The 23965-nt window shown below is 71.2% G+C and carries 21 protein-coding genes; 5 read left to right on the top strand and 16 right to left on the bottom strand.

Annotated elements, in window-relative coordinates:
* Window positions 1–19: 19 nt before the first annotated feature.
* A complete protein-coding gene (dnaB, locus tag ACO03V_RS03505) occupies window positions 20–1387 on the bottom strand; it encodes a replicative DNA helicase (protein ID WP_367733802.1) in 1368 nt (455 codons plus the stop codon).
* A 561-nt stretch (window positions 1388–1948) separates the two neighbouring features.
* Between dnaB and ACO03V_RS03500 the strand changes: the two genes are divergently transcribed.
* Together ACO03V_RS03500 and ACO03V_RS03495 are read left to right on the top strand one after the other, a co-directional pair.
* A complete protein-coding gene (locus ACO03V_RS03500; protein WP_423136620.1) occupies window positions 1949–3028 on the top strand; it encodes a hypothetical protein in 1080 nt (359 codons plus the stop codon).
* A gap of 80 nt (window positions 3029–3108) precedes the next feature.
* The gene (locus ACO03V_RS03495; protein ID WP_423136619.1) at window positions 3109–4701 is read left to right on the top strand and encodes a beta strand repeat-containing protein; all 1593 of its coding nucleotides are present in this window, start codon (window positions 3109–3111) and stop codon (window positions 4699–4701) included.
* Between the two features lie 465 nt (window positions 4702–5166).
* Here ACO03V_RS03495 and rplI read toward each other — a convergent pair whose 3' ends face one another.
* From rplI to rpsF, 4 genes are all read right to left on the bottom strand, one after another.
* Window positions 5167–5619 (bottom strand): 50S ribosomal protein L9, encoded by a 453-nt coding sequence (rplI, locus tag ACO03V_RS03490; RefSeq protein WP_367733807.1) that lies wholly within the window; start codon window positions 5617–5619, stop codon window positions 5167–5169.
* Window positions 5620–5629: 10 nt separating this feature from the next.
* Entirely contained in the window at window positions 5630–5884 is a 255-nt protein-coding gene (rpsR, locus tag ACO03V_RS03485) for a 30S ribosomal protein S18 (RefSeq protein ID WP_013584646.1), read from the bottom strand.
* A 100-nt stretch (window positions 5885–5984) separates the two neighbouring features.
* Complete coding sequence (locus ACO03V_RS03480) at window positions 5985–6500, bottom strand: single-stranded DNA-binding protein (RefSeq protein WP_367733810.1); 516 nt, start codon at window positions 6498–6500, stop codon at window positions 5985–5987.
* 5 nt (window positions 6501–6505) lie between these two features.
* A complete protein-coding gene (gene rpsF, locus ACO03V_RS03475) occupies window positions 6506–6898 on the bottom strand; it encodes a 30S ribosomal protein S6 (protein ID WP_367733812.1) in 393 nt (130 codons plus the stop codon).
* Window positions 6899–7126: 228 nt separating this feature from the next.
* On the opposite strand from rpsF, the gene ACO03V_RS03470 reads away from it, so the two are divergent.
* Window positions 7127–8248, top strand: a complete 1122-nt coding sequence (locus ACO03V_RS03470) for a hypothetical protein (RefSeq protein WP_423136618.1) — start codon at window positions 7127–7129, stop codon at window positions 8246–8248.
* A gap of 24 nt (window positions 8249–8272) precedes the next feature.
* On the opposite strand, the gene ACO03V_RS03465 is transcribed toward ACO03V_RS03470, so the two are convergent.
* The 4 genes from ACO03V_RS03465 to sfnG form a co-directional block, all read right to left on the bottom strand.
* Window positions 8273–8902, bottom strand: coding sequence for a hypothetical protein (locus tag ACO03V_RS03465; protein WP_423136617.1), 630 nt, complete (start codon window positions 8900–8902; stop codon window positions 8273–8275).
* Between the two features lie 70 nt (window positions 8903–8972).
* Window positions 8973–11822, bottom strand: a complete 2850-nt coding sequence (locus ACO03V_RS03460; protein WP_423136616.1) for a M14 family zinc carboxypeptidase — start codon at window positions 11820–11822, stop codon at window positions 8973–8975.
* Window positions 11823–11970: 148 nt separating this feature from the next.
* Entirely contained in the window at window positions 11971–13014 is a 1044-nt protein-coding gene (locus tag ACO03V_RS03455) for a putative FMN-dependent luciferase-like monooxygenase (protein ID WP_423136615.1), read from the bottom strand.
* 82 nt (window positions 13015–13096) lie between these two features.
* Entirely contained in the window at window positions 13097–14230 is a 1134-nt protein-coding gene (sfnG, locus tag ACO03V_RS03450) for a dimethylsulfone monooxygenase SfnG (protein ID WP_423136614.1), read from the bottom strand.
* Window positions 14231–14354: 124 nt separating this feature from the next.
* On the opposite strand from sfnG, the gene ACO03V_RS03445 reads away from it, so the two are divergent.
* Window positions 14355–15416 (top strand): LLM class flavin-dependent oxidoreductase, encoded by a 1062-nt coding sequence (locus ACO03V_RS03445; protein WP_423136613.1) that lies wholly within the window; start codon window positions 14355–14357, stop codon window positions 15414–15416.
* Between the two features lie 153 nt (window positions 15417–15569).
* Here ACO03V_RS03445 and ACO03V_RS03440 read toward each other — a convergent pair whose 3' ends face one another.
* The 3 genes from ACO03V_RS03440 to ACO03V_RS03430 are packed head-to-tail and all read right to left on the bottom strand — an operon-like array spanning window position 15570 to window position 19165.
* Complete coding sequence (locus ACO03V_RS03440; protein WP_423136612.1) at window positions 15570–16883, bottom strand: O-acetylhomoserine aminocarboxypropyltransferase/cysteine synthase family protein; 1314 nt, start codon at window positions 16881–16883, stop codon at window positions 15570–15572.
* A complete protein-coding gene (locus ACO03V_RS03435; RefSeq protein WP_423136611.1) occupies window positions 16876–17820 on the bottom strand; it encodes an ATP-grasp domain-containing protein in 945 nt (314 codons plus the stop codon). The genes ACO03V_RS03440 and ACO03V_RS03435 overlap by 8 nt, the downstream gene beginning before the upstream one ends.
* Window positions 17821–17848: 28 nt before the next feature.
* Entirely contained in the window at window positions 17849–19165 is a 1317-nt protein-coding gene (locus ACO03V_RS03430; protein WP_423136610.1) for an alpha/beta hydrolase, read from the bottom strand.
* A gap of 130 nt (window positions 19166–19295) precedes the next feature.
* Between ACO03V_RS03430 and ACO03V_RS03425 the strand changes: the two genes are divergently transcribed.
* On the top strand, window positions 19296–19490 hold the full coding sequence (locus ACO03V_RS03425) for a hypothetical protein (protein WP_423136609.1): 195 nt from the start codon (window positions 19296–19298) through the stop codon (window positions 19488–19490).
* Here ACO03V_RS03425 and ACO03V_RS03420 read toward each other — a convergent pair.
* The 4 genes from ACO03V_RS03420 to ACO03V_RS03405 form a co-directional block, all read right to left on the bottom strand.
* Window positions 19480–19863 (bottom strand): DUF779 domain-containing protein, encoded by a 384-nt coding sequence (locus ACO03V_RS03420; protein WP_423136608.1) that lies wholly within the window; start codon window positions 19861–19863, stop codon window positions 19480–19482. The two genes, ACO03V_RS03425 and ACO03V_RS03420, sit on opposite strands and share 11 nt — an antisense overlap.
* A gap of 220 nt (window positions 19864–20083) precedes the next feature.
* The gene (locus tag ACO03V_RS03415; RefSeq protein ID WP_423136607.1) at window positions 20084–21634 is read right to left on the bottom strand and encodes an aldehyde dehydrogenase family protein; all 1551 of its coding nucleotides are present in this window, start codon (window positions 21632–21634) and stop codon (window positions 20084–20086) included.
* 210 nt (window positions 21635–21844) lie between these two features.
* The gene (locus ACO03V_RS03410) at window positions 21845–22369 is read right to left on the bottom strand and encodes a hypothetical protein (protein WP_367733831.1); all 525 of its coding nucleotides are present in this window, start codon (window positions 22367–22369) and stop codon (window positions 21845–21847) included.
* Between the two features lie 75 nt (window positions 22370–22444).
* Entirely contained in the window at window positions 22445–23731 is a 1287-nt protein-coding gene (locus tag ACO03V_RS03405) for a GAF domain-containing protein (RefSeq protein WP_423136606.1), read from the bottom strand.
* Between the last annotated feature and the right edge of the window lie 234 nt (window positions 23732–23965).

Raw genomic sequence — 23965 nt, 5'->3', positions numbered from 1 at the left:
CGAGAACCTCGACACTTCGTCACATGCCCGGCGCCATGTCGGCGAACCGGGAGTAGTGGCCCTGGAAGGCGACCGTGATGGTGTCGGTGGGGCCGTTACGGTGCTTGGCGACGATGAGGTCGGCCTCGCCGGCGCGGGGGCTGTCCTTCTCGTAGGCAGCCTCGCGGTGCAGGAGGACGACCATGTCGGCGTCCTGCTCGATCGAGCCGGACTCACGCAGGTCGGACAGGGCCGGCTTCTTGTCGGCGCGCTGCTCGGCGCCACGGTTCAGCTGCGACAGGGCGATGACGGGAACCTGCAGCTCCTTCGCCATCAGCTTCAGCGCACGAGAGAACTCGCTGACTTCCTGCTGACGCGACTCGACGCGCTTGCCGCTCGTGAGGAGCTGCAGGTAGTCGATGACCACCATCTTCAGACCCTCGCGCTGCTTCAGGCGACGGCACTTGGCGCGGATCTCGACCAGCGTCATGTTGGGGCTGTCGTCGATGTAGAGGGGCGCGTCGTTGATGCGACCGCGGGTGGCGGCGACCGTGGTCCAGTCGCGGGAGTCGAGCGTCCCCTTACGCATGCTCTGCAGCGGGATCGCACCCTCGGCGCTCAGCAGGCGCATCGCGATCTCGCTGCGCCCCATCTCGAGCGAGAAGAAGATGCAGGGCGCGTTCGACTTGATCGCTGCGGCGCGGGCGAAGTCGAGCGCGAGCGTCGACTTACCCATGGCGGGGCGCGCGGCGAGGACGATCATCTGACCGGGGTGCAGACCGTTGGTCAGCTGGTCGAGACCGGCGAAGCCGGTCGGGATGCCGGTCATCGACCCGTCGCGGCCGCGAGCGGCCTCGATCTCGTCGACAGCGGCATCCACGGCCACCGTCAGGGGGATGTAGTCCTCGGCGCTGTCGTCGCCCGAGACGTTGTAGATCTCGGCCTGCGCGCTGTTGACGAGCTCGGTCGGGTCGCCCTCCCCCGCGTAGCCCATCTGCACGATGCGGGTGCCGGCCTCGACGAGGCGACGCAGCAGCGCACGCTCGGCGACGATCGACGCGTAGTAGCCGGCGTTGGCGGCCGTGGGGACGATCGAGGTGAGGGTGTGGAGGTAGTCCGCTCCCCCGGCGCGCTGCAGCTCGCCGGACTTGATGAGCTCGTCCGTGACGGCGACGACGTCGGTCGGCTCGCCGTGCGAGTACAGCGTGAGGATCGCGTCGAAGATCAGCTCGTGCTTCGGGACGTAGAAGTCCGCGCCGCGCAGCGTCTCGATGACGTCGGCGACGGCGTCCTTCGACAGCAGCATCCCGCCCAGGGCGCTCTGCTCGGCGAGGAGGTCGTGGGGCGGCGTGCGCTCGGGCTTCCGTTGGCCTCCGAGACGTTCTTCTGCGATGTCGGCGATCGACACGTGGACTCCGTTCTCGTCGAGGCGCCCCTGCGGTCGAACCGGCTGCGGCGGGCCGGAATGCCAGGGACGGGATGTGGTGGTTCCGGGATCACATCACGAACGTCCGACATGAGACGCACGATGGCACGGGTGTGCCTGAGGGGCTGTCCCCACGGTAAGGACGGCGATTCCCGCCTGCAAACGACCCTGTGGATAACTTTGTGGACAGACTGCGTGAAACGCCGCGCTGCTTGTGAACAACCCCTGTGGAGAACCCGGTGGATGAAATCTGTTTGGCGGTCTTTAGCACCCTCTGACCGGGCAATTTGTTTTCCACAGGCCTTGGGAGGAATCGTGGTTGAACCCGTAGTTGAAGGTTGGCCCGATTTGACACGAAGCTGTGTACAACTCGGGGGATAACTCGCCAACCGCTAGTGCCCGGGACTCTCGGCTGTCAAGTCGATCTTCACCTGGGCGTGTCGGCCGACTACCGGTTGTTCACCAAGGGTCTTCCCCTCTCGGAGCGAGCGGCGTATCTTCATCCGCTACTGGGAACCAGCGTCGACACCGTGGGGGTGAGACATGGACGAGGCCATCGGAGGCCGACTGCTGCGCGTACTGCGCGTGCTCGGCATCGCCGTCTTCGCCGTGCTCGCCTGGCTGGCCCTCTCGTTGCTGGCATCCCCCTCCACCGCGCACGCGGACGACGGCCTTCTCGGGGTCGTGAGTGACACCGGATCCGCGGCCGTCGAGGTCGTCGATGACACGGCGTCGCCGGTCGTCCAGACGGTCGCCCCGGCCGCGGCCCCCGTCACGGAGACGGTCGCCCCCGCGGCGGCCCCCGTGACCCAGACGGTGGCTCCCGCGGCAGCCCCCGTGACGCAGACCGTCGCCCCCGTCGCGGAGGCGGTCGTCGAGACGGTGCCCGCGCCCGTCTCGCAGGTCGCCACCGGCGCCGTGGAGACGGTGGGATCCGTGGTGGACACCGCCGGCGGCGCCGTCGACGCGGTCGCGACCGGCGTCTCCGACCTCGCCTCGTCGGGTGTCATCGGGGCGGTCGTCACCCCGGTCGTCGAGATCGTCGAGGCCGTCCCGGTCGTCGGCGACGTCGTCTCCGACACGGGACTCGGCGGCACCGTCGTCGACACCGCCGACGCCGTGGATGACACGCTCGAGGCCGTCGTCGGCACCGTCCCGCCGACCGGCTCCCTGCTCCCCGACCTTCCTGCGGAGACCCTCGACCCCATCGGCGACACCCCGGAGCCCGTCACGGGCGCACCGTCGGTCCCCGGCGACACCGCCGACAGCGTGGAAGAGACCGCCACGGCCGTCTCCGACCAGATCGCCGCGGTCGTCGATGCGACGGCGTCGCCGGGGGCCGTGGCATCCATGGTCCAGGCGCGCATCGCTGCCGCCGCCCTCTCGGTGACTCCCCCGGTGATCGACGGGACTCCCGCGGTGGACGAGTCCGCCCTCCGGGCTCTGGGCGAGGCCCTGCCCGGTTCTGCTTCCGCTTCGGGCGCCAGTGCGCTCGGAGCCTCCCTCGCGGGGACGATCGACGGCGGCGCCACACGCGCGACGGCGATCTCCTCGCTGCTGCACCACGTCGACGACGCTCTCCCCGGCGCTCCCGTCTACGACACCGACGTCGCTCCTGACTGAGGCCGATCGCGCCGCGCCCTCGCGCGGCAGACGATCCTGCGCGCACCGCGCACCCTCATTCACGAATCAGGAGAACTCTCATGCGCAAGCTGTACTCGCGTGCCCTCATCGGCGCGCTCGTCGGGGGCGGCCTCGCCGTCCTCGGAGCCGGGGTGGCCACCGCGGCCGAAACCTCCGGCACGGACGGACTGCTCTCGGGCAACCAGGGCCTCGTGTCCGTCGACGCCCCCGTCACGGTCGGCGGCAACGCCGTCTCGGTCCTCGGTGACAGCGGGACCACGGATGCCACCACCACCTCACCCGCTCCCGCCCCGGCGCCCAGCGTCGAGACCGGGGGAGGGGATGCCGCCGGCTCCGGCAACCAGGGCATCGTCTCGGTGTCCGTGCCGGTCGATGTCAGCGGCAACGCCGTGTCGGTCATCGGTGACAGCTCCTCGGACGGGGCTGCGACCGAGGGCGGGTCTGTCGGTTCCGGTACGGGCGACGTCTCGACCGACGGGTCGGACGGGCTGCTCGGCGGCAACCAGGTCGTCGCACCGATCGATGTCCCGGTGAACGTCGGCGGCAACGCCGTGTCGGTCATCGGTGACAGCACCTCGGACGGGGCTGCGACCGAGGGCGGGTCCGGTGGCTCCGGTACGGGCGACGTCTCGACCGACGGGTCGGAGGCGCTGCTCGGCGGCAACCAGGTCGTCGCACCGATCGATGTCCCGGTGAACGTCGGCGGCAACGCCGTGTCCGTCATCGGTGACAGCACCTCGGACGGCGCCACCACCGTGGGCGGCACCAACGGCGCCGGCACCGGCGACGTCACCACTGACGGGTCCGACGGGCTGCTCGGCGGCAACCAGGCCATCCTCCCCGTCACCGTCCCCGTGACCATCGGCGGCAACGCCATCTCCGTCATCGGCGTCAGCACCTCGGACGGCGCCACCACCGACGGCGGCACCACCGGCACCGGCCTCGGCGACGTCTCCACCGACGGCACCGACAGCCTGCTCGGCGGCAACCAGGCCATCCTCCCCGTCACCGTCCCCGTGACCGTCGGCGGCAACGCCATCTCCGTCATCGGCGATAGCACCTCGGATGGCGCGACCACCGACGGCGGCACCACCGGCATCGACCTCGGCGGCATCACCACCGGCGGAGATGACAGCATCCTCGGCGGCAACCAGCTGATCGTGCCGATCTCCCTCCCCGTGACCATCGGCGGCAACGCCATCTCGGTCATCGGTGACAGCTCGACCGGCGGCTCCAACACGGGCACCCCCGTCACCCCCGGCACCCCTGGAACGCCGGGAACCCCTGGAACTCCGGGAACGCCCGGAGCCCCCGGCACGCCCGGAACCCCTGGAACCCCCGGCACCCCGGGAACCCCCGGAACCCCCGGAACCCCCGGAACGCCCGGCACTCCTGGCACCCCCGGAACCCCCGGGACGCCCGGCACCCCCGGCACCTCGGGATCGTCGGCAACGCCCATCGTGGGCTCGCCCGCCGGGTCGACCGCGACGGCGTTCGTCACGTCTGACCGCTCAACGGTGACCGCCGCCGGCACCCGCTCGCTGGCCGCCACCGGCACGGACGCCTCGGCGGCCCTCGGCATCGGGCTCCTCGCCCTGGCGCTCTCGGCTCTGGGCCTCGCCCTGACGCTGCGTCGTCGCCGGACGGCCTGACCCGTCACCACCTGGACACCGGATGCCACGGCCCTCACCGCCGTGGCATCCGGTGTCCTTCTTGCCCCCTCACCAACGTGCGTGTCCCACTTTGTGCAGATCCAGGTGCGTCAGCCTGCACAAAGTGGGACACGCCAGAGTCAGCCCCTCATGCCGGACTCCGGAGAAACGGCACCCCGCAGCCCGCAACACCGCCCCATCTCGTGAAAGCCGCGTCGGATCTCCGGAGCGCGGCACGCAGCACCACCCCACCGTCGCAGCACGCCGCAGCGACCCACTGTCCCGCCACCACCGCCATCTGGGGCGCGTTTCGTGCACGGGGGCGCACGATGACCGCCCCCGTGCACAGAACACGCCCCAAAGCGCCCCGGACGCCGCCGCCACACACCCGAAACCCGAGAACCACCCACAACCAGAACGGCCCCGCCCTGCCGAAGCAGGACGGGGCCGAAGAGGTGCAGCGAATTACTTCGCGGCGACCACCTGGAGGGTGATCACGGCGGTGACGTCGTCACGGAGACGAACGGTCGCCTCGTGCTCGCCCACCGACTTGATCGTCGAGGTGATCTGGATCTTGCGCTTGTCGAGGTCGCCCAGACCGGCGGCCTTGACGGCGTCTGCGACGTCGCCGGTCTTGACCGAACCGAACAGACGACCCTCGGCACCGGCCTTGACCGCCAGCTTGACGGTGTTGGACTCGAGGGTGTTCTTCAGCGCCACGGCGTCCTCGTGGTCGTGGATCGCACGGGACTCGCGAGCGGCGCGGATCGACGCGACCTGCTTCTCGCCACCGCGGGTCCAGGCCACAGCGAAGCCCTGGGGGATGAGGTAGTTGCGGGCGAACCCGTTCTTGACCTCGACCACGTCACCGGCGCTACCGAGCCCGGTGACCTCATTCGTGAGAATCAGCTTTGCCATCGGGTGCTCCTTAGCGGCCGGCGCCGGCGTAGGGCAGGAGAGCCATCTCGCGCGCGTTCTTGATGGCGCGGGCGATCAGGCGCTGCTCCTGCACGGAGACACCGGTGATACGACGGGCGCGGATCTTGCCGCGCTCCGAGATGAACTTGCGGAGGGTTGCGACGTCCTTGTAGTCGATGACGCCGACGCGGATCGCCTTCGCGGGGGCGGCGTTCTTCGCGCCCTTCCGCGGCTTGCGGCGGTCGCCAGTGGCCTTTCCAGCCATGCTTCCTTCTTTCGTGTGGTTCGGACGCCGGCCGGTCACGTGGACCGGGGGAGGGCATCCGGAATTTCAGGGGTCGTCTCGCTCGAGAGCGGGGCGAAGATCAGAACGGGGTGTCGTCTCCGTAGGAGCCAGGAGTGCTCCACGCGTCGGCGCCGCTGTTTCCCCCGTTGTTCGAGCCGGGGGTCGACCACGGCTCGTCGGTGGACTGCTGCACCTGCGGGCGCTGACCGCCGCCGCCACCACCGCCGCCGGAGGCGGCACGGGTGACCTGGGCGGTCGCGTAGCGGAGCGAGGGGCCGATCTCATCGACTTCGAGTTCGATGGAGGTGCGGTTGTTGCCCTCGCGGTCCTGGTACGAACGCTGCTTGAGGCGACCGGTCGCGATGACACGGCTGCCCTTCGTCAGCGAACCGGCGACGTGCTCGGCGAATTCGCGCCACACCGAGGCGCGCAGGAAGAGCGCCTCGCCGTCCTTCCACTCGTTCGCCTGACGGTCGAACGTGCGGGGGGTCGACGCGATGGTGAAGTTCGCCACCGGCAGCCCGTTCTGCGTGTAACGCAGCTCCGGGTCAGCGGTGAGGTTCCCCACGACGGTGATGACGGTTTCGCCGGCCATCGTCGTTACTTCGCAGCCTTCTCGGCGGACTCGACCTTGCGGGGAGCGGCGGCCTTGCGGGCGGCCTTCTCCTCGGAGCGCTTGGCCTCGGCGGCGACCTGGGCGATCGCCTCTTCGGCGCGCAGGACCTTGGTGCGCATGATCTGCTCGTTCAGCTTCAGCTGACGGTCGAGCTCGTTCGTGGCCTCGCTGCTCGCGACGAAGTTGACGACGGCGTAGATGCCCTCGTTCTTCTTGCGGATCTCGTAGGCCAGACGGCGGCGGCCCCAGATGTCGATCTTGTCGATGGATCCTCCATCGGCCGTGATGACCTTGAGGAAACCGTCGAGCTTCGGAGCGACCTGGCGCTCGTCGACCTCGGGATCGAAGATGACCATGAGTTCGTACTGGTGCGTCACTAACCCACCTCCTTCGGACTAGAACGGCTGACGGGCATTTCCCGGCAGCAGGAGGGTGTGTTGCACGTCGTCTCGGTCTTATCCGCGCATGGGCGTAGCCAGACAACCTGGACAGTCTACCGGATGCCACCGGTCGAGCGGAATCATCGATGCGACCCCCGCCGACCGGACCCGCGACGGCCCGCGCGACACCTGCGTCCGGACGGGCCCCGCCGCTAACGTCGACGCATGACGCGATCGGTTCCGTTCGACTCGACCCCGCTGACCGCGCCCGTCACCCGCGCGGAGGTGAAGGCGTACACGGCGCAGCTGCGCCGTGAGGGCCACCTCGGCTCCCCGGTCCTCGGCGTCGTCATCCTGTGCGTCGTCGGCGCGGTGTTCCTCCTGGCGCTCGGCCCGATCCTGATCGCCGTCTTCGCGACGATCCTCGACCCGGGCGGACCCTCGGCGATCGTCGCGGGCGTCTTGCCGTTCGTGATCTTCGTGGGGATCGTCGCCCTGGCGGTCTGGGGCATCACCCGCGGCCTGGGCGGTGCCGCCGAGCGCCGGTTCCGGCTCGCGCGCTTCGCCCGCGCGAACGGGATGCGGTGGCTGCCCCGGCAGCCGGCCCCGGCCCTGCCCGGGCTCATCTTCGGACGGGGCAGCTCGCGGGCGGCATCCGATCTGATCCGCGGGGAGAACCCGCGCTTCGTCGAGATCGCGAACTACCGGTACACGACCGGGTCGGGCAAGAACCGCCAGACGCATCGCTGGGGGTACGTCGCGATCCGGCTCGACGTCCCGTTGCCGCACATCGTCCTGGATGCCACCGGCAACAACGGCCTGTTCGGCTCGAACCTGCCGCTGAGCTTCGGCCGGGATCAGCGGCTCAGCCTCGAGGGCGACTTCGACGAGCACTTCGCGCTGTACTGCCCGTCCGGCTACGAGCGCGACGCACTGTACCTCTTCACCCCGGACGTCATGGCGCGGTTCATCGACAACGCGGCGGCGTTGGACGTCGAGATCGTCGACGACTGGCTCTTCCTCTACGCCAAGCGCGACCTGTCGACGCTCGACCCGGCGACGTGGGCGTGGCTCTTCACGACCGTCGCGGCGCTGCTGGACAAGCTCGCGCAGTGGGCGCGGTGGCGCGACGAACGGCTCGAGGCGGTCCCGGCCGCGGGGGCCGTGGCATCCGGGATCCCGGGGGCGCAGAGTGCGGGCGCGCCCGTGCTGACCCCGCCGCCCGCCGGAGTCGCGCCGGCGGGTCGACGTCTGCGCCGGGGGTTCTCGTGGGTCGCCGTGGTGCTCGTCGTCGCGGTCGGCCTGTACGTCGCGGTCACCCTGGTCGCGACCGTGCTGGGGTCCTGAGGCGGGACCGCCGAACGTCCCCTGTCAGGACGAGGCGCGGCTCACCGCGACGGTGCTGCTGGTCGTGCCGCCGGAGCCCTGCACCGTGAGGGTGTAGACCTGGTCGGCATCCCGGCACGCGTAGGCGATGTCGGCGTATCCGTCGGCGGTGAGCGGGACCTCGGCGAACGGCTGCACGGAGGCGTCGCTCGTGGCGATCCCGATCCAGGCGCGCTCGGCGCCGTCGGACGACCAACGGAAGGTCAGCGGCACCGTGCTCTCGCGCTCGTCCGGGCAGGACACGGCGACCGTGTCGGCCTCGAAGACGGGGATCGTCGGCGCGGCCGCGGGGGCGTCGGCCGGGGGAGCAGCGGCCTCAGGAGCGGCCTCGGGCGCCGTGGACGGGGAGGCGGACGTGGCGGGCGTCGCGCTGTTCACGGGCGTCCCGGAAGGGGTCGGGCCGGCGGCGGGGGAGGACGCACCCGCCGTCGCGAGCGCGAGAGGCGCTCCGCCGCCCGCGCCGAGGACCGCCCAGGCCCCGGCGACGAGACCGGCCGCGATGAGCACACCGCCGACCGCGATGAGGCTCCGTCGACGCGTGGGGGAGGGGGATGCCGTGTCCTCCCGGCCGTCGTTGGGCTGCAGGAGGTCGTCGAGGTCCGCCCGTTCCGTCATTCGTGGTGCTCCGTGATGTGGGGGAGAAGAGAGGACTCCGGGGAGGGGCGAACCCCTCCCCGGAGCGGGGTCACTGCGTGCGCGAGGTGCGGCGCGCCCGACCGATGACGATCAGACCGGCTCCGACCAGGCCCACGGCGAGCGCGGCCCATCCGAGCGGCGCCGGGTCCTGACCGCCCGTGACGGCGAGGTCGTCGTCCGAGCCGCCGGTCGGCAGCCCGATCGGGGTGCTCGTCGGCGTCGGCGTCGGCTCGACCGGCGCGGGGGTCTCCTCGACCGGAGGCTCCTCAACCGGGGGCTCCTCGGTCGGCGGCTCCTCGGTCGGCGGCTCCTCGGTCGGCGGCTCCTCGACCGGGGGCACGACGGACACGCCTTCGCCGGCGGCCCAGAACACCGCGCGGGCGACGTCGCCGAACGCGCCGACGGGGTGCGCGCGGAACGTCGGCGACGTGCCGAACACGAAGGCCCGCGTCCCGCTGGCGCCCGTGAGGGAGACGGCGGAGGCCTGACCCGCGGCGTTCGCGACGGCACGCCCGTCCGTGGCACGCCAGTGGCCCGAGACGAACGTGTCCGACGCGGCGTAGCGCTGCTCGACCGTGACGCCGGCGGCGGGCGCGGGGAACCACGCGAACGGGTACCCGAACGCGGTGTCCTGCGCGTAGTCACCCAGGACGCCGTCCTCGGGGGTCTCGACACGGGCGATGCCGTTCGAGCCGCTCGTCCCCGTGACCGCGGTCAGCGGGGAGACGAACGTGTTGACGAACGCCGTTCCCGCCGCGCCGCGACCGACCACGGGCTTGCCCGCAGCGACGAAGGCGCGGACGCGGTCCGCTCCCGCCGCCTGCTCCGCGGAGAAGCTCAGACCCGTGCCGACGTACAGGAGGTCGACGGTCGCCAGGTCCACCTGCCCGGCGGCGAGCGCCGCGGCCGTGATGGGGACGAGGCCGGTGAAGCCCAGCTTGACGAGCGCGTCGCGGTCGCCGGCGTCGCCGACGTAGCCGACTGTGGTGCGGCGCAGGGCGGTGCTGTCCTCGTCGAGGAGCACGGTGCCGTCGCTGAGAGCGAAGTCGACGCCGAAGATCGCCGCTGCCTCCGCGGCCGCGGTGCGGGACGCCTCGTCCGCACCGACGACGATCGTGCCGTCCGTCAGCTGCGAGAGGGCGATCCCCTCGGCGAGCAGCGCGTTCACCGCCCGCCAGTCGGCGACGCCGCGCGGCTCGAACGTGAGGTAGCCGGCATCCTCCGGAACCGACCCGGTGAGCGGGGCGCTGGTGACGTCCTCGGTCACGACGACCGGGGCGGCATCCGTGGTCTCGCCGATGCGCGCGACGTCCGCGCCCCACAGCAGCGCGAGGCTCCAGGCGGAGATGTCGTACATGTCGGGCACGCGGTCCGAGATGTCCGAGCCGTCGGCCAGCAGCACGTTCGCCAGACCGCGCAGCGGCTGGTGCATGTCGACGTAGTACGACCCGGCCGGGTAGTCCGTGCCGCCCAGGCGCGCGGCCGCCGTCAGGCGCTCGACCTGGATGCCGTTGACGAGGAGCTGCTGCACGAGCGTCTGCGCGTCGGAGTCCGACCGCTGACCCGCGCCGACGGGGATGACGTACGCGCGGGGGAAGTCCGCGTTGTAGACGTCGGTCTCGTCCCAGATGTCGGTCCACTCGGCGGGCACGCCGGGGGCGAGGTCCTCGGGGGCGACGTCCGCGGGGATCTCGACGCTCGGCTCACCGGCCGTGCCGCGACGGAAGATCTCGATCTGGTTGTCGAGCAGAGCGTCGCTGTGCTCGCCGACGTAGTCCACGACCGTGTCGATGACGACCTCGGCGACGGCGATGTTCACCTTCGCGCGCGCGGGCTGGTCGCCGCTGCGGCCGAGCGGCAGCTCCACGGTGTTGGTGATGGCGCCCTGGTACGCGACGTACTGCGGCGCGAAGATCGGCGGCCAGTCGTCCCACCCGGACCGCTGGTCGCGGTAGGGGATGTTGATGAAGCCGGTGTTCGTCTCGGTGACGCTATCAGTCGCGGGGTCGTAGTACGTGTTGCCGGGGATGTTCGCCGCGGTCACGGCGTCCTCGATCTCGAGCGCCGTCGCGTACGCGTGCGGCACGAACAGGTCGTACTCGTAGTTCTCGCCGTGCGGCGGTCCGCAGGGCTCGACCTGCAGCACGCTGGTGTAGCCGTGCAGGTCGATGAAGTAGGTCGGCTGGATGACGCCGGCGAGGTCGCGGACGAGGGATGCCTCGGCGGTGGCGCCCGTGATGAAGTCGCGGTTGGGGTCGTAGCCGTTGGCCGTGCCGCGCTGGCCGAGGGCGCGCCCGTCGGGGTTGTTCGTCACGGTGAAGTAGATGCGGTGCTCGTCGAGCATCTCCGTCGTCGCCGGATCGGTGCTCGTGGCGAGGTCCTCGATGTAGTTGAGAGTGGCATCCGTGCCCTCCCACTCATTGCCGTGGATGTTGCCGTTGAACCACATCGGCACCTTGTAGCCCGACTGCAGCGCGACGTCGGCTGCGGCGCCGATCGGGTCGGCCTTGATGCGGTCGCGCCACACGCCCTGCTGGGCGGTCTCCGCCGCGGTCTCGGGTGCCGTCACGGTGACGAGGTAGATGTCGCGGCCCTGGGCCGACAGGCCGACGACCTGCGCGGAGACGCGGTCGGTGCTGTCCATCAGCGTGTTGAGGAACGGCGCGATCTCGTCGTAGGGGCGGACGCCGCGGGCGATCGAGGCGTCGGTGGGCAGGTCGGGGAAGACCTTCAGTTCGGGCTGCACCGGGTAGCTGGTCGGCATGTCGATCAGCGACGAGGCCGGACGCACCACGCTCAGGGGCGGTGGCGTGATCGCGGCCGAGACCGGGGCGGCGGCGAGCACGGACGTCACGGCGATGCCGACGACGACCGAGCCCGCGAGGATGCTTCTCTGCACGGGGACTCCATCAGGTTGCGCAGCGCGACTCGGAGCTTTCCGCGCGGCGGGGTGGGGGGTGGCTCGGAGACCGAACCTGGAAGCAACCTATGGATCCCCTGTTACGCGGATGTGACGGCCGTGAACCGTTTGATGTCCCGACGGGTGGTCAGACGGCGGCGGTCTCCGTCGTGGTGAGGCCTCTCAGCTCGGCAGCGGCGGCCTCACCGGTGCGCAGGCCGAGCCGCGGCGCGACCTCGGTGGCCAGAAGCTCGATCGAGCGCAGGGTGATCTCGGGCGCCGGGTCGACGGAGTGGACCTGGAACGCCACGTCGGTGGCGAGAGGGAGGGTGCGATCGGCCGCGAGCGTGGCGACGACCTCCTCCACCGTGCCGAGGTGCGTGTCGGTGAGCCGGGCGAGGTCGGCGAGGTCGCCCGTGTCGTCCTGGCCGAGGAACGTACGGGTGAGGCGGCGCATGCCGTGGTCCGCGGAGGCCCATGCCTCGGCGAGACGGTCCGGGTCGACGACGACCGCCGTCCGCGACGCGAGGATGCGCGGCTCGACGCCGGCGGGGAGGCTGGCGAGATAGGCCTCGACGATCGGCACCTGCACGTCGTGCAGCGCCTGCCCCGGTTCCCGCGGCTGCGTGCGGGAGAGCAGCAGGCCGTCGCCGGCCCGTCCGGCGCGACGCCCGCCCTCGACGGAGAACGTCGCCTGCCACAGACGAACCGCCAGGTCCGGCGCCGGCGGATTCAGACGCAGGTCCGACCCCCGGATGCCGCGTCCCGCGAACGCGTCGCGGAGCACGTCGAGGTGGTCCGCCTGGATCTCGCGCCGGTCCTCCGACGCGCGGCCGAAGGCGGCGAACGCGGACGGGGTGCCGCCGCTGCCCACGCCCAGCTGCACGCGGCCGTCGCTGAGCGCCTGCACGACGGCGGCGTCCTCGGCGACTCGCACCGGATCCTCCAGCGGCAGGGTGACGATGCCGGTTCCGAGGGCGATGCGATCGGTCTGCACCGCAGCCGCCGCGAGGAAGGGGAACGGCGAGGGGAGGCCGCCCTCGTCGCGGTCGAAGTGGTGCTGCGCCACCCAGACCGACGCGAAACCGTGCTCCTCGGCCGCGCGGACCTGCGCGAGCGCGGTCCGATACCGGCACCCGTCCGGCGCGGCGTCCAGCAGTCGCGTGAAGAACCCGAGTCGTGCGCCGCTCATCGCGTCGTCCCTCCCGACCTCGCGGCCGTGAACCGGCAAAGGGGCCAGGATGCCACGGCATCCCGGCCCCTTCAAGCGGTTGTCAGCGCGCGGAGACCTCGATCGGGTCGCCGGTGCGGGCGAGGTCCGCCTCGAGCTCGCGCACGATCGGGATGACCGTCTCACCGAAGTGCTCCAGCTCCTCCTGGAAGTGGAGGAAGCCGAGCAGGAACAGGTCGACGCCGCGCTTCTTGTACTCGATGATCCGCTCGGCGATCTGCTGGGCGTCACCGAACAGCTGCGTGCGGAAGCCGTCGTTGTACTGGACGAGGTCGTCGAACGAGGAGTCCGCCCACATGCCCTTGCCGTCCTTGGTCGCGTTGCCCGCCTCCTGCACGCTCTTGCGGAAGCCCTCGACGGCGCCGCTGTCCGCGCCCGCGATGATGTCGCGCAGCTGCTGCTCGGCCTCGGCGCGGGAGTCCCGCTGGATGACGAAGCCGTTCAGGCCGAAGCGGGTGCGGCGGCCGTGCTCGGCGGCGATGCGGGTGACGTCGTCGTACTGCTCGGTGAACCCGTCGAAGTCCTTGCCGTTCGAGAAGTACCAGTCCGAGTAGGCGCCGCCGTTGAAGCGCGCGGCCGTCGAGTTGCCGCCCTGGAAGATGTCCGGGTGCGCACGACCCTCGACCTCGTACGGGAACGGACGCAGGGTGAACTCGTTGATGTCGTAGTACTTGCCGTGGAACGAGAACTTCTCCTGCGTCCACAGCCCGCGCAGCACCTGGATGAACTCGGCGGCGCGCTCGTAGCGCTCGTCGTGCTCGAGCCACTCCAGGCCGAGGTCCGTGTACTCGTCCTTGAACCAGCCGCTGACGACGTTGACGGCCGCACGACCGTGCGAGAACTGGTCGGCGGTGTTGATGAACTTCGCGAGGACGGCGGGATGCCAGATGCCCGGGTGGATGGCGGAGATGACCTTGAGCTTCTCGGTGGCCAGCAGCAGCGCCAGGCTGATCGACGTCGACTCGTGCTGCTGCGCCGCGCCGTAGCTGGAGGCGTACCGCACCTGGCTCAGCGCGTACTCGAAGCCCACGCGCTCGGCCGTCTGGGCGAGCTTGACGTTGTAGTCGTATCCCCAGTCGGTGCGCTGCTCGACGGAGCTGATGACCAGGCCTCCGCTGACGTTGGGCACCCAGTAGGCGAACTTCAGCGGCTCGTGGGTGGCGTCGATGTCGCTCATGGATCCTCCTCGTCGATGCGGACCCGCACACGTTGGCATCCCTTCGTCGAGATGGTCAACCGCACATGACGGTGCATGTCGCAATGTGACGCCCGGCCCCTCCGGGGGTGACGAAGATAGAGGCATGACCTCCCCCCAGCGCGTGCGTTTCGGCTATTGGACCCCGATCTTCGGCGGCTGGCTCAGGAACGTCGACGACGAGCAGACCCCGGTGTCGTTCGCGCACATCGCCGAGATCGCTCGTGCCGCCGAGGAGGGCGGGTTCGACCTGACGCTCATCCCCGAGCTGAACCTCAACGACATCAAGGGCGTCGAGGCGCCCTCGCTCGACGCGTGGGCGGTGACGGCTGGGCTCGCCGCGGTCACGTCGCGCCTCGAGCTGATGACGGCGGTGCGCCCGGGCTTCCACAGCCCGTTCCACACCGCGAAGCAGGCCGCGACCATCGACGAGATCAGCGGCGGACGGTTCACCCTCAACGTCGTGTCCGCGTGGTGGGCCGAGGAGGCCAAGCAGTACGACGGCCTGTTCAGCGCGCACGACGACCGCTACGCACGGACGATCGAATGGGTCGAGGTGCTCCGCGGCCTGTGGAGCCAGACGCCGTTCGCGTACGAGGGCGAGTACTACCGCACCGAGGGCACCTACACGGAGCCCAAGCCCCAGGTGCAGCCGCGCCTGTACGCGGGCGGCGAGAGCGAGGCCGGGCGCGCCTCCATCACGCGCTTCGCGGACGCCTACCTCACGCACGGCGGCACGCTGGAGGAACTGGATGCCAAGGTGTCCGACATGCGCCGCCGTCGCTCCGAGGCCGGCAAGACCCCCTTCGAGGCCTTCGGCATGGCCGCCTACGGGATCGTCCGGGACACCGAGGAGGAGGCGCAGGCCGAGATCGACCGCATCACGGACGTCCGCAGAGGCGCCGCCTACGGCTCGTACCAGGACTTCGTGAGCAAGTCGAAGCTCGACACCCAGGTCGACCTCAAGGAGTACTCGGTGTCGAACCGCGGCCTGCGGCCCAACCTCGTCGGCACGCCCGACCAGGTCGCGGAGCGCATCGTGGCGTTCGCGAACGTCGGCGTCTCGACGCTGCTGCTGCAGTTCTCGCCGCACCTGCCCGAGATGCAGCGGTTCGCCGCAGAGGTCATCCCGCGCGTGCGGCGGCTCGAGGAGCGCCGGGACGCCTGAGCAGGCGGGTTCCGGACGCCCGGGCGGGCCGCGTCCGGGACGCCTGAGCGGGCCGGTTCCGGACGCCTGAGCGGGCGGGTTCCGGACGCCCGAGCGGGCCGGTTCGGCACGCCTGAGCGGGCGGGTCCCCGGACGCCCGAGCGGGCCGCGGCGTCAGACCGCGACGCGCAGTGCCTGATCGAGATCGGCGATGAGGTCGGCGGCATCCTCGAGTCCGATGGACAGGCGGATGAGCCCGTCGGCGATGCCGAGCCGGTCGCGCGTCTCCTGCGTGAAGCCCGAGTGGGTCGTCGTCGCCGGATGCAGCGCCATGGACCGGGTGTCGCCGATGTTCGTCATCCGGCTGAAGACGCGGAGCGCGTCGAAGAACCGCTCCGCCCCCTCGGCGCCGCCGCGCACCGTGAACGAGAAGACCGAGCCCGGCAGCCCGCCGTAGTCGCGGACGGCGAGCGCGTGCTGCGGGTGGGACGGGAGTCCCGCGTAGTCGACGCTCTCGACCCGCTCTTGGCCCTCCAGCCATTCCGCGATCTCGCGGGCCGAGGCGATGTGCTGCCGCATGCGCACGGACAGCGTCTCCATCCCCTGGTGCAGGAGGAAGCCGTTCAACGGCGACAGGGCCGGGCCCGTGTCGTTGGCGATGCCGAACCGCAGGTACTGCTCGAACGCCCGTGGGCCGAAGGCGTCGACGTACGACGCGTGGGTGGAGAACGGCGTCGCCGTGATCCCCGGGTAGGGCCGATCGGATGCCGCCCAATCGAAGGTCCCGCCGTCGACGATCGCCCCCGCCAGATTCGCCCCGTGGCCGGAGAGGAACTTCGTCGCCGAGTGGACGACGATGTGCGCGCCGTGCTCGAAGGGGCGGATGAGGAACGGCGTACCGATCGTGTTGTCGACGACCAGCGGGATGCCGTGACGGTCGGCGATTCGCGCGACCGCGGCGATGTCGACGACGTCGTTCTTCGGGTTCGGCAGCGTCTCGGTGAAGATCGCCTTCGTCTCCGGGCGGATGAGCCGCTCCCACTCGTCCTCGTCGGACGGGTCCCAGAGGTACTCGACCGTGACGCCGAGCCGGCGGAAGGAGCGGTCGAAGAGCACCCGGGTGCCGCTGTAGATGCTCGCCGTCGAGATGATGTGCTCGCCCTCGCCGGCCAGCCCCAGCAGCGCCATCGTGATGGCCGCCTGCCCGGAACCGACGACGAGCGCGCCCGACCCGCCCTCGAGAGACGCCAGCCGACGCTCCGCGACCTGGTTCGTCGGGTTGGCGTTGCGCGAGTAGAGGTGGCCGAGATCGGCGCCGGAGAACCGGTCGGCCGCCTCCTGGAACGAGGCGAACCGGTAGGCCGCGGAGAGGTGCACCGGGGTGATCCGAGCGCCGTGGGTCAGGTCCTCGGCCTCTCCGGCGTGGACCTGACGGGTCGCGAAACCGTAGCCCTCCCAGTCCAGGGTGGGCGCCGCCGGCTCAGACACGGGTGCCGACGGCCGCGTCCTGCGGCAGCAGCGATCCTAGCCAGCGGGCGATGGCACGGGGTCCGGAGCGCGGAGCCGTCGCCTCGACGTCGGGGTTGTAGTTGGTGTTCGTGTTCACGTCGTACGTGACAGTGCGGCCGTCCATGGTCTCGATGAACTCGATCCCGGCGATGCCGATGCCCTCGGCCGCGAGGAAGGCGAGGTAGCGGTCGATGAGCGCCGGGTCGACGTCGTCGCGACGGCGGAACAGCGGCTCGGGCTCGACGCCGTCGGCCCCCGGGACCGCGCACGCCTCGGCGGGGCAGAGCTCGAAGCTGCCGGCGCTGGTGTCGACGCGGACCGCGTAGACGAATTCGCCGCCGACGAACTCGGCGCGCGTGATGAACGGGGCCTTCGCGACGAGGAGCTCCTGCAGAAGCGTGACGCCGTCGGGGGAGGGCTCGAACTCGGGCCCGGCCACCCAGGCGGCGAAGGCGTCGTGCGAGTCCCAGCGGCGCACGCCGAGGCCCTTGCCGCCCTGGTTGTGCTTGCTGATGAAGGGGGCCGTGAAGGCCGCCGCCTGCTCGACTAGGCGCTCCGTGCCGAACACGGCGACCGTCCGCGGCACGTCGATGCCCGCGTGACGCAGCGCCGCGTGCTGGGCGACCTTGCTCACCTCGAGCTCGAGGACGTCGGCGCCGTTGATGACGGTGCGGCCCCACGAGGCGAGCCAGCGCAGCACGGCGCGGCCGTACTCCTTGCTCTCGCCGTGGTCCCGTGTGTGCGCGGACGCGCTCAGGCGCGACCAGAAGACGCCCTCCGGCGGCTCGGCGCCGAGGTCGATCGCACCGTCCGTGAGGAGCCACTCCTCCAGGGGGACGCCCTCGGCCTCGAACGCCGCCTCGAACGGCGGCAGCCACTGGGGGTTCTCGTGAATGACGTAGACGCGACCCGACATGCCGCCAGGCTAACCCGGACGGCCGACGTCAGGGCCGCTCGGCGTCACGCGACGACACCGACGGGGAGGCGGGCCGCGGTCTCTCGTCCGACGGAAGGACGAACCGCCGGGCGATCCGGCGGGAGAACTGGATCATCCGGTCGTTGGGCCCGCCGCGGGACGGCAGCTCGCCACCCCGGCCCATCGCCACGAGCGCCGTGCTGAGGAGCGCCGAGGACCCGGCGTCGAGATAGCTGACCCGGCCGGGGCGGTCGCCGAACGGTCCGTGCATGCCTACGGCCTCGACGTCGAGCCCGTTCACCGTGCCGCCCTCGGAGCTGAAGACGCGGGCGCCGAACCGGACCGTCGTGGGGTCCGGTCGCAGGGACAGCGCGCGTCCGACCATCGCCCACTCGTCGGCCACCGCCTCGGTCGCGAACACTTCTCCGATCGGGACGTCGATGTCGGCCGCGCGGCGCACCGTCGCCGCGATCCCCGCCGAGCCCAGCAGGACCGCGTGGGCGGCGGAGGTCCGCGTGAGAGCGAGGGCGGCCACGTTCGTCCCGTAGGAGTGCCCGACCACCGTGATCTCCGGCGCCGGTCCGCACCGGCTGGCCCGCAGGGCGCGGAGGTCGGATGCCAGGGCGACGGCCCCGACGGCGGCGCGCTCGTTGAACGCCACCGACACCATCCCCTCTACGCTGGCGTTGTGCGGGGGACGGTAGCCGAGCCAGGCGACCACGGCGATGTCGGCAAGGGGGACGTCCGAGACCGCGGCCTGGGCCTGCCGCAGGCGGTGCGCGGCCCCGACGTAGTCGCCGATGCTCCCCGCGACGCCGACGTCCATGCCCGGCACGAGGTAGCTGACGTGCGTCGCCCGGTCGAGGTCCCCGACGGCGACCGTCGCCCGCACGGGGACCTCCAGGTCGAGGGAGACCAGCGTCTCCTCGTCGGCGGCGCGACGCAGCTCGGTCAGCGCCGCCGCCCGGAGCGCGGCCTCGCCGACCGGGTGCCGGCCGGTGATGAGCATCGCCGCGCGCAGGACCCGGGAGTTGGCGCGCGACCGCACGGCGTACGGGATGCCACCGAGACCCCCGACCAGGGCCGGCTCGTCGCGCTCGAGCGCCGCACGCTGCGCGTCCGCGAGTCGCCGCCACCACGGCGCGATGCGGTCGGGGGCCGTCGACCGCAGGCGCGTCCGCAGACGGCCGCTGGACGCGACGAGGAGGGCGAGGGTCGCGCCCGGCGCGGCGGCGAGACCGTCGAGCAGCTCCGCTGTCGGCATGGTCGCCAGGCCGCTCGCGTCGTCCGGAGCGCTGCCGGGCCCTCGGCGAGCACCGGGACGAGGGTCGAGGAGCTTCCGCATCCCCGCAGGCTAGGAACGCTGCCTTTTTTCCGCCCTCATCTGCACCGGAAGATCACCCGATTCCTCACCCCACCTGCCCGTCGCCCGCCCCACCGCGCTCGCTAGGCTGCCCCGGGACGGAAGGGATGCCATGACCACCGACTTCATCGATGCCAATCGCGCGAACTGGGACGAGCGCGCCACCCTGCACGCCGCTCGGGACGGATCGGGCTACGGGGTGCAGCGGTACGTGGAGGATCGCGTCCGAGCAGCCGTCGCCGATCCCGCTCACCTACCCGATCCGCGCATCGAAGCCCGTCTGACCCGGTTTCCGATCAGGCGCTGACCCCGAACGCCGACGCCTCCTCCTCGGTGAGCATGCGGGAGCGGATGAGGAACCGCATGCCCGTCGGGCCCTCGACCGAGAACCCCGCGCCCCGGCCGGGGACCACGTCGATGGTGAGGTGCGTGAACTTCCAGTACTCGAACTGGCTCTCCGACATGTAGACCTCGATGGAGTCGTCCAGGCCCACCTCGATCGCACCCAGACGGACGTCGCTCGGCCCCGTCAGGAACATCCCCACGGGGTAGCACATGGGCGAGCTGCCGTCGCAGCAGCCCCCCGACTGGTGGAACATGAGCGGCCCGTGGGTCGCCGTCAGGTCGCGCAGCAGCGCGGCAGCGGCATCCGTCACGTCCACCCGGGACAGTCCTGGCATCCGTCTCTCTCCTTCTCCTCCGTCATGTCCCACTTCGTGCAGGATTCACCCCATCACCCTGCACAAAAGGGGACATGCCTGCCCGAACCACCGGCCCCACCGACCGGCATGTCCCACTTCGTGCAGAATTCACCCCCGAACCTGCACGAAGGGGGACACGCCTCGCCGGCGCCGGCCCGCGACGGCCTCAAAGGGGTGAGGCCGCCGCGGGGGTCGCCGATCAGAAGAAGCCCATCGCGCCTTCGGCGTAGGACACGAGCAGGTTCTTCGTCTGCTGGTAGTGGTCGAGCATCTTGAGGTGGTTCTCCCGGCCGATGCCCGACTGCTTGTACCCGCCGAACGCGGCGTGCGCGGGGTACTGGTGGTAGGTGTTCGTCCAGACGCGTCCGGCCTCGATGGCCCGTCCGGCGCGGTAGGCGGTGTCGCCGCTGCGGCTCCACACGCCGGCGCCGAGGCCGTACAGGGTGTCGTTCGCGATCGAGATGGCGTCGTCGAACGAGTCGAACGACGTGACCGACAGCACGGGACCGAAGATCTCCTCCTGGAAGATCCGCATGTCGTTCGTGCCCTCGAACACCGTCGGAGCCACGTAGTAGCCGCCGGACAGGTCGCCGCCGAGATCGACGCGCTCGCCGCCCGTCAGCAGCTTCGCGCCGCCCTGCCTGCCGATGTCGATGTACGACAGGATCTTCTCCAGCTGGTCGTTGGAGGCCTGCGCGCCGATCATCGTCTCGGGGTCGAGCGGGTTGCCCTGGCGCACCTTCTTCACGCGCTCGAGGCCGTCGCCGAGGAACTGGTCGTAGATCGAGCGCTGGATGAGCGACCGCGACGGACACGTGCACACCTCGCCCTGGTTAAGCGCGAACATCGTGAAGCCTTCGAGCGCCTTGTCGTAGTAGGCGTCGTCGGTGGTCCGGGCGACGTCCTCGAAGAACACGTTCGGGCTCTTGCCGCCGAGCTCCAGCGTCACCGGGATGAGGTTCTGCGACGCGTACTGCATGATGAGGCGCCCGGTGGTGGTCTCACCGGTGAACGCGATCTTGCGGATCCGCTTGTGCTGCGCGAGCGGCGCCCCCGCTTCGATGCCGAAGCCGTTGACGATGTTCACGACACCGGCGGGGAGCAGGTCGCCGATGATGTCGAAGAGGAACAGCAGGGATGCCGGCGTCTGCTCGGCCGGCTTGATGACGACGCAGTTGCCCGCGGCGAGCGCCGGGGCCAGCTTCCACGCGGCCATCAGGATGGGGAAGTTCCACGGGATGATCTGGCCCACGACACCGAGCGGCTCGTTGAAGTGGTACGCGACAGTGTTCTCGTCGAGCTGGCTGAGCGAGCCCTCCTGCGCCCGCAGCACGCCGGCGAAGTAGCGGAAGTGGTCCACGGTCAGCGGGATGTCGGCCGCGAGCGTCTCGCGCACCGGCTTGCCGTTCTCCCACGTCTCCGCGACGGCGATCTTCTCGAGGTTCTCCTCGATGCGGTCGGCGATCTTGTTCAGGATGACGCTGCGCTCGGCCGGCGTCGTCTTCTTCCAGGCCGCGAAGGCCTTCCAGCCGGCCTCGACGGCGCGGTCGATGTCGGCGGCGTCGCCGCGGGCGACCTCGCAGAACGGCTTGCCCGTGACGGGGGTGATGTTCTCGAAGTACTGGCCGCTGTGGGGCTCGACCCATTCGCCCCCGATGTAGTGCCCGTACCGCGCGCGGTACTCGGCGACGGCCCCGCGGGTTCCCGGGGCGGCGTAGACGCTCGAGACGCCTTCTTCGACGATGGTCATGCGTGTCTCCTTCGACGGTCATGAGTCGCCGCGTCGGCTCCGGGCGGCGATGGCCCCGACGGTACGCCGACGGAGGTTGCATCGAGTTGCACCGCCGCGAGGGCGGCGGCGGGCGTCGGGATCACCAGGGCGAGCACCTCGGGTGCCCGCACCAGGGAAACGATGGATGCCACGACCCCGAGGCCGTGGCATCCATCCTGCTCGCGCGGGTTACGCGTCGGCGTCGACGAGGACCGACCGCAGCGGGGGCACGTTGACCTCGTGCAGGTCGATGCCGTCGAGGCGCTCGATGCTCTGCACGCGCGGGGCGATGGCGCGGTCGTCGGCGACGATCCAGCTGCCGACGAGGAGGAAGCGGTCGTTGCCGGCGGTGATGGGACCGGTGAGCGCGAAGGTCTGGTGGGTCGGCGTGCGGAAGACCACGCGCACGGGGGTGCCGTGGGGGAGCGTCGACGGGTCGACCACGTCGGCGTCGAGTGCGGGCTCGGGCGCCTCGATGCCGAGGTCGATGCGCTGGATCTCGGCGCTCGTGGCGAGGATGACGTCGCCGATGAGCGGCTGGCCGCCCACGCCGATGCGGACGGTGCCCTCGAGGGCGTAGAGGCCGTAGCGCGGGGAACGAACCGTGACGCGGGCGACGTCGCCCGCCTTCACCTCGGCGAGGGCCTCGCGGATGCGCCCCACGTCGCGACGTGCGCGAGCTGCCGAGAAGATGTCGAGCGCGTTTTCGTCCATATGTTCAGCGTAACGAGCACCTCCGACATCGGGCGCGTGTGCGCGCACCCGATCGCGCACGAGCGGAGGTCGCGATCACGCCTGCTCGAGGCGCTCCAGCCGCGCGACGAGCCCCGCGCGCTTCGGCGATCGGGCGGGCAGCGATCGGAGGCACAGCCGCAGCACCTCGTCGTCGTCGCGAGCATCGGCGGTGTCGGCGAAGGCGAGCAGCACGTCGATCCCCGCCTCGGCCATCAGCGCCTCACGCAGGGTCGAACGCACCGACTCGCGCACCTCGACCACGCCGGGAGCGTCGGACTCGGGCAGCACGGGCCCGGCGTAGGCGGCGAGCGCCACCCGGTGCGCGCCGCGGTCGAGCAGCGAGAGCACGTGCTGGGCGTCGGTCTCGAGCCCCTCGGGCAGTCGATACGGGCGGGACGCCGGAACGAGACGCGGTGCGAACGGGACGAGCGCCCGGCGCAGTCGGACCATCTCGGGCCGCAGCGTCTCCACCGCCGGGTGGCCGTAGACCGCCTCGCTCAGCGCCTCGGCCGACAGTCCTTCGCGATGGGCCGCGAGCAGCAGGAGGATCTCGGCGTGCCGCGCGCTGAGCTCCAGCGCCGACCCCCCCACCTCCAGGAGCGCGCGATCCCGCCCGAGGATGCGCAGCAGAGCCCGCGCCGGCGTCGATCGCCGCGGGGGAGGAGCCTGCCGCGTGCGCAGTCGCCCCACGAGGATCTCGCTCTCGATCGCGCGAGCCGTGGCATCCACGAGCAGCTGCGCTTGCGGGGTCACCGCCTCGGGTCCTCCCGTGACGTCGATCACGCCGAGCAGCCGACGCGTCTCGGGGTCGTGCACGGGTGCCGCGGTGCAGGACCAGGGCTGCACGAGACGGTTGAAGTGCTCGGCGCCGCGGATCTGCACCGACCGATCGAGGGTGAGCGCTGTTCCCGGGGCCGAGGTGCCGACGGCATCCTCCGCCCAGTTCGCCCCCGCCACGAAGCCCATGTCGCCCGTCAGCGCGCGGATCCGTCGGTCGCCCTCGACCCACAGCAGACGGCCCGCCGCATCGCCCACCGCGACGATCACGCCGGACTCCTCGGCCGTGCCGGGCAGCAGCAGCGAGCGCACCATGTCCATGACCCCCGCGAGCGGGTGGGCGCGCCGATACGCCTCGAGCTCGTCGAGCGAGAGGTCGAGCGAGGGGAGTCCCTCGGGACCGACGAGGGATGCCAACGACCTCCGCCACGATTCCTGCACGAGCGGCCGCACGTCGTGGAGGCGCCGATCGTCGTTGCCCGCGATGAGCTCCTCGTGCGCGCGCGCGATGAGCAGCCCCGAGGTCTCGGGGGACACGGCCGGTCGCGACCATGGAGAGGACACGGAATTCCCATCAACGTCGACGGAGGTGGTTCTCAGTGTAGGTCGGAGTGCGCCCGCGTGGGAGGGGTGTGCGCCGGGGATGACCACCGTTTCCGATGCGGCGTGGGTGTCCGTGCGTGGCCCCGGGACCACCTCTGTCGCCCCGGGGCCACACCGCGCGCCCCGAACCGGCCGCAGCGTCGGTGTCCCTGCGGCGGCGTGGGTGTCCGTGCGTGGCCCCGGGACCACCTCCGT

It is taken from the genome of Microbacterium sp. HMH0099, from assembly GCF_049384025.1.
In the GTDB taxonomy this organism is placed as follows: Bacteria; Actinomycetota; Actinomycetes; order Actinomycetales; family Microbacteriaceae; genus Microbacterium.
This window is presented reverse-complemented; position numbering and strand designations above follow the sequence as displayed.

Bases quoted from the DNA above. Each gene is read 5' to 3' on its own strand.
- ACO03V_RS03430 (WP_423136610.1), bottom strand. From the start codon at position 19,165: ATGCGGAAGCTCCTCGACCCTCGTCCCGGTGCTCGCCGAGGGCCCGGC.
- ACO03V_RS03420 (WP_423136608.1), bottom strand. From the start codon at position 19,863: ATGCCAGGACTGTCCCGGGTGGACGTGACGGATGCCGCTGCCGCGCTG.
- ACO03V_RS03415 (WP_423136607.1), bottom strand. From the start codon at position 21,634: ATGACCATCGTCGAAGAAGGCGTCTCGAGCGTCTACGCCGCCCCGGGA.
- sfnG (WP_423136614.1), bottom strand. From the start codon at position 14,230: ATGAGCGACATCGACGCCACCCACGAGCCGCTGAAGTTCGCCTACTGG.
- ACO03V_RS03500 (WP_423136620.1), top strand. From the start codon at position 1,949: ATGGACGAGGCCATCGGAGGCCGACTGCTGCGCGTACTGCGCGTGCTC.
- ACO03V_RS03470 (WP_423136618.1), top strand. From the start codon at position 7,127: ATGACGCGATCGGTTCCGTTCGACTCGACCCCGCTGACCGCGCCCGTC.
- ACO03V_RS03480 (WP_367733810.1), bottom strand. From the start codon at position 6,500: ATGGCCGGCGAAACCGTCATCACCGTCGTGGGGAACCTCACCGCTGAC.
- ACO03V_RS03495 (WP_423136619.1), top strand. From the start codon at position 3,109: ATGCGCAAGCTGTACTCGCGTGCCCTCATCGGCGCGCTCGTCGGGGGC.
- ACO03V_RS03435 (WP_423136611.1), bottom strand. From the start codon at position 17,820: ATGTCGGGTCGCGTCTACGTCATTCACGAGAACCCCCAGTGGCTGCCG.
- rplI (WP_367733807.1), bottom strand. From the start codon at position 5,619: ATGGCAAAGCTGATTCTCACGAATGAGGTCACCGGGCTCGGTAGCGCC.
- rpsR (WP_013584646.1), bottom strand. From the start codon at position 5,884: ATGGCTGGAAAGGCCACTGGCGACCGCCGCAAGCCGCGGAAGGGCGCG.
- ACO03V_RS03425 (WP_423136609.1), top strand. From the start codon at position 19,296: ATGACCACCGACTTCATCGATGCCAATCGCGCGAACTGGGACGAGCGC.
- ACO03V_RS03445 (WP_423136613.1), top strand. From the start codon at position 14,355: ATGACCTCCCCCCAGCGCGTGCGTTTCGGCTATTGGACCCCGATCTTC.
- ACO03V_RS03465 (WP_423136617.1), bottom strand. From the start codon at position 8,902: ATGACGGAACGGGCGGACCTCGACGACCTCCTGCAGCCCAACGACGGC.
- ACO03V_RS03455 (WP_423136615.1), bottom strand. From the start codon at position 13,014: ATGAGCGGCGCACGACTCGGGTTCTTCACGCGACTGCTGGACGCCGCG.
- ACO03V_RS03410 (WP_367733831.1), bottom strand. From the start codon at position 22,369: ATGGACGAAAACGCGCTCGACATCTTCTCGGCAGCTCGCGCACGTCGC.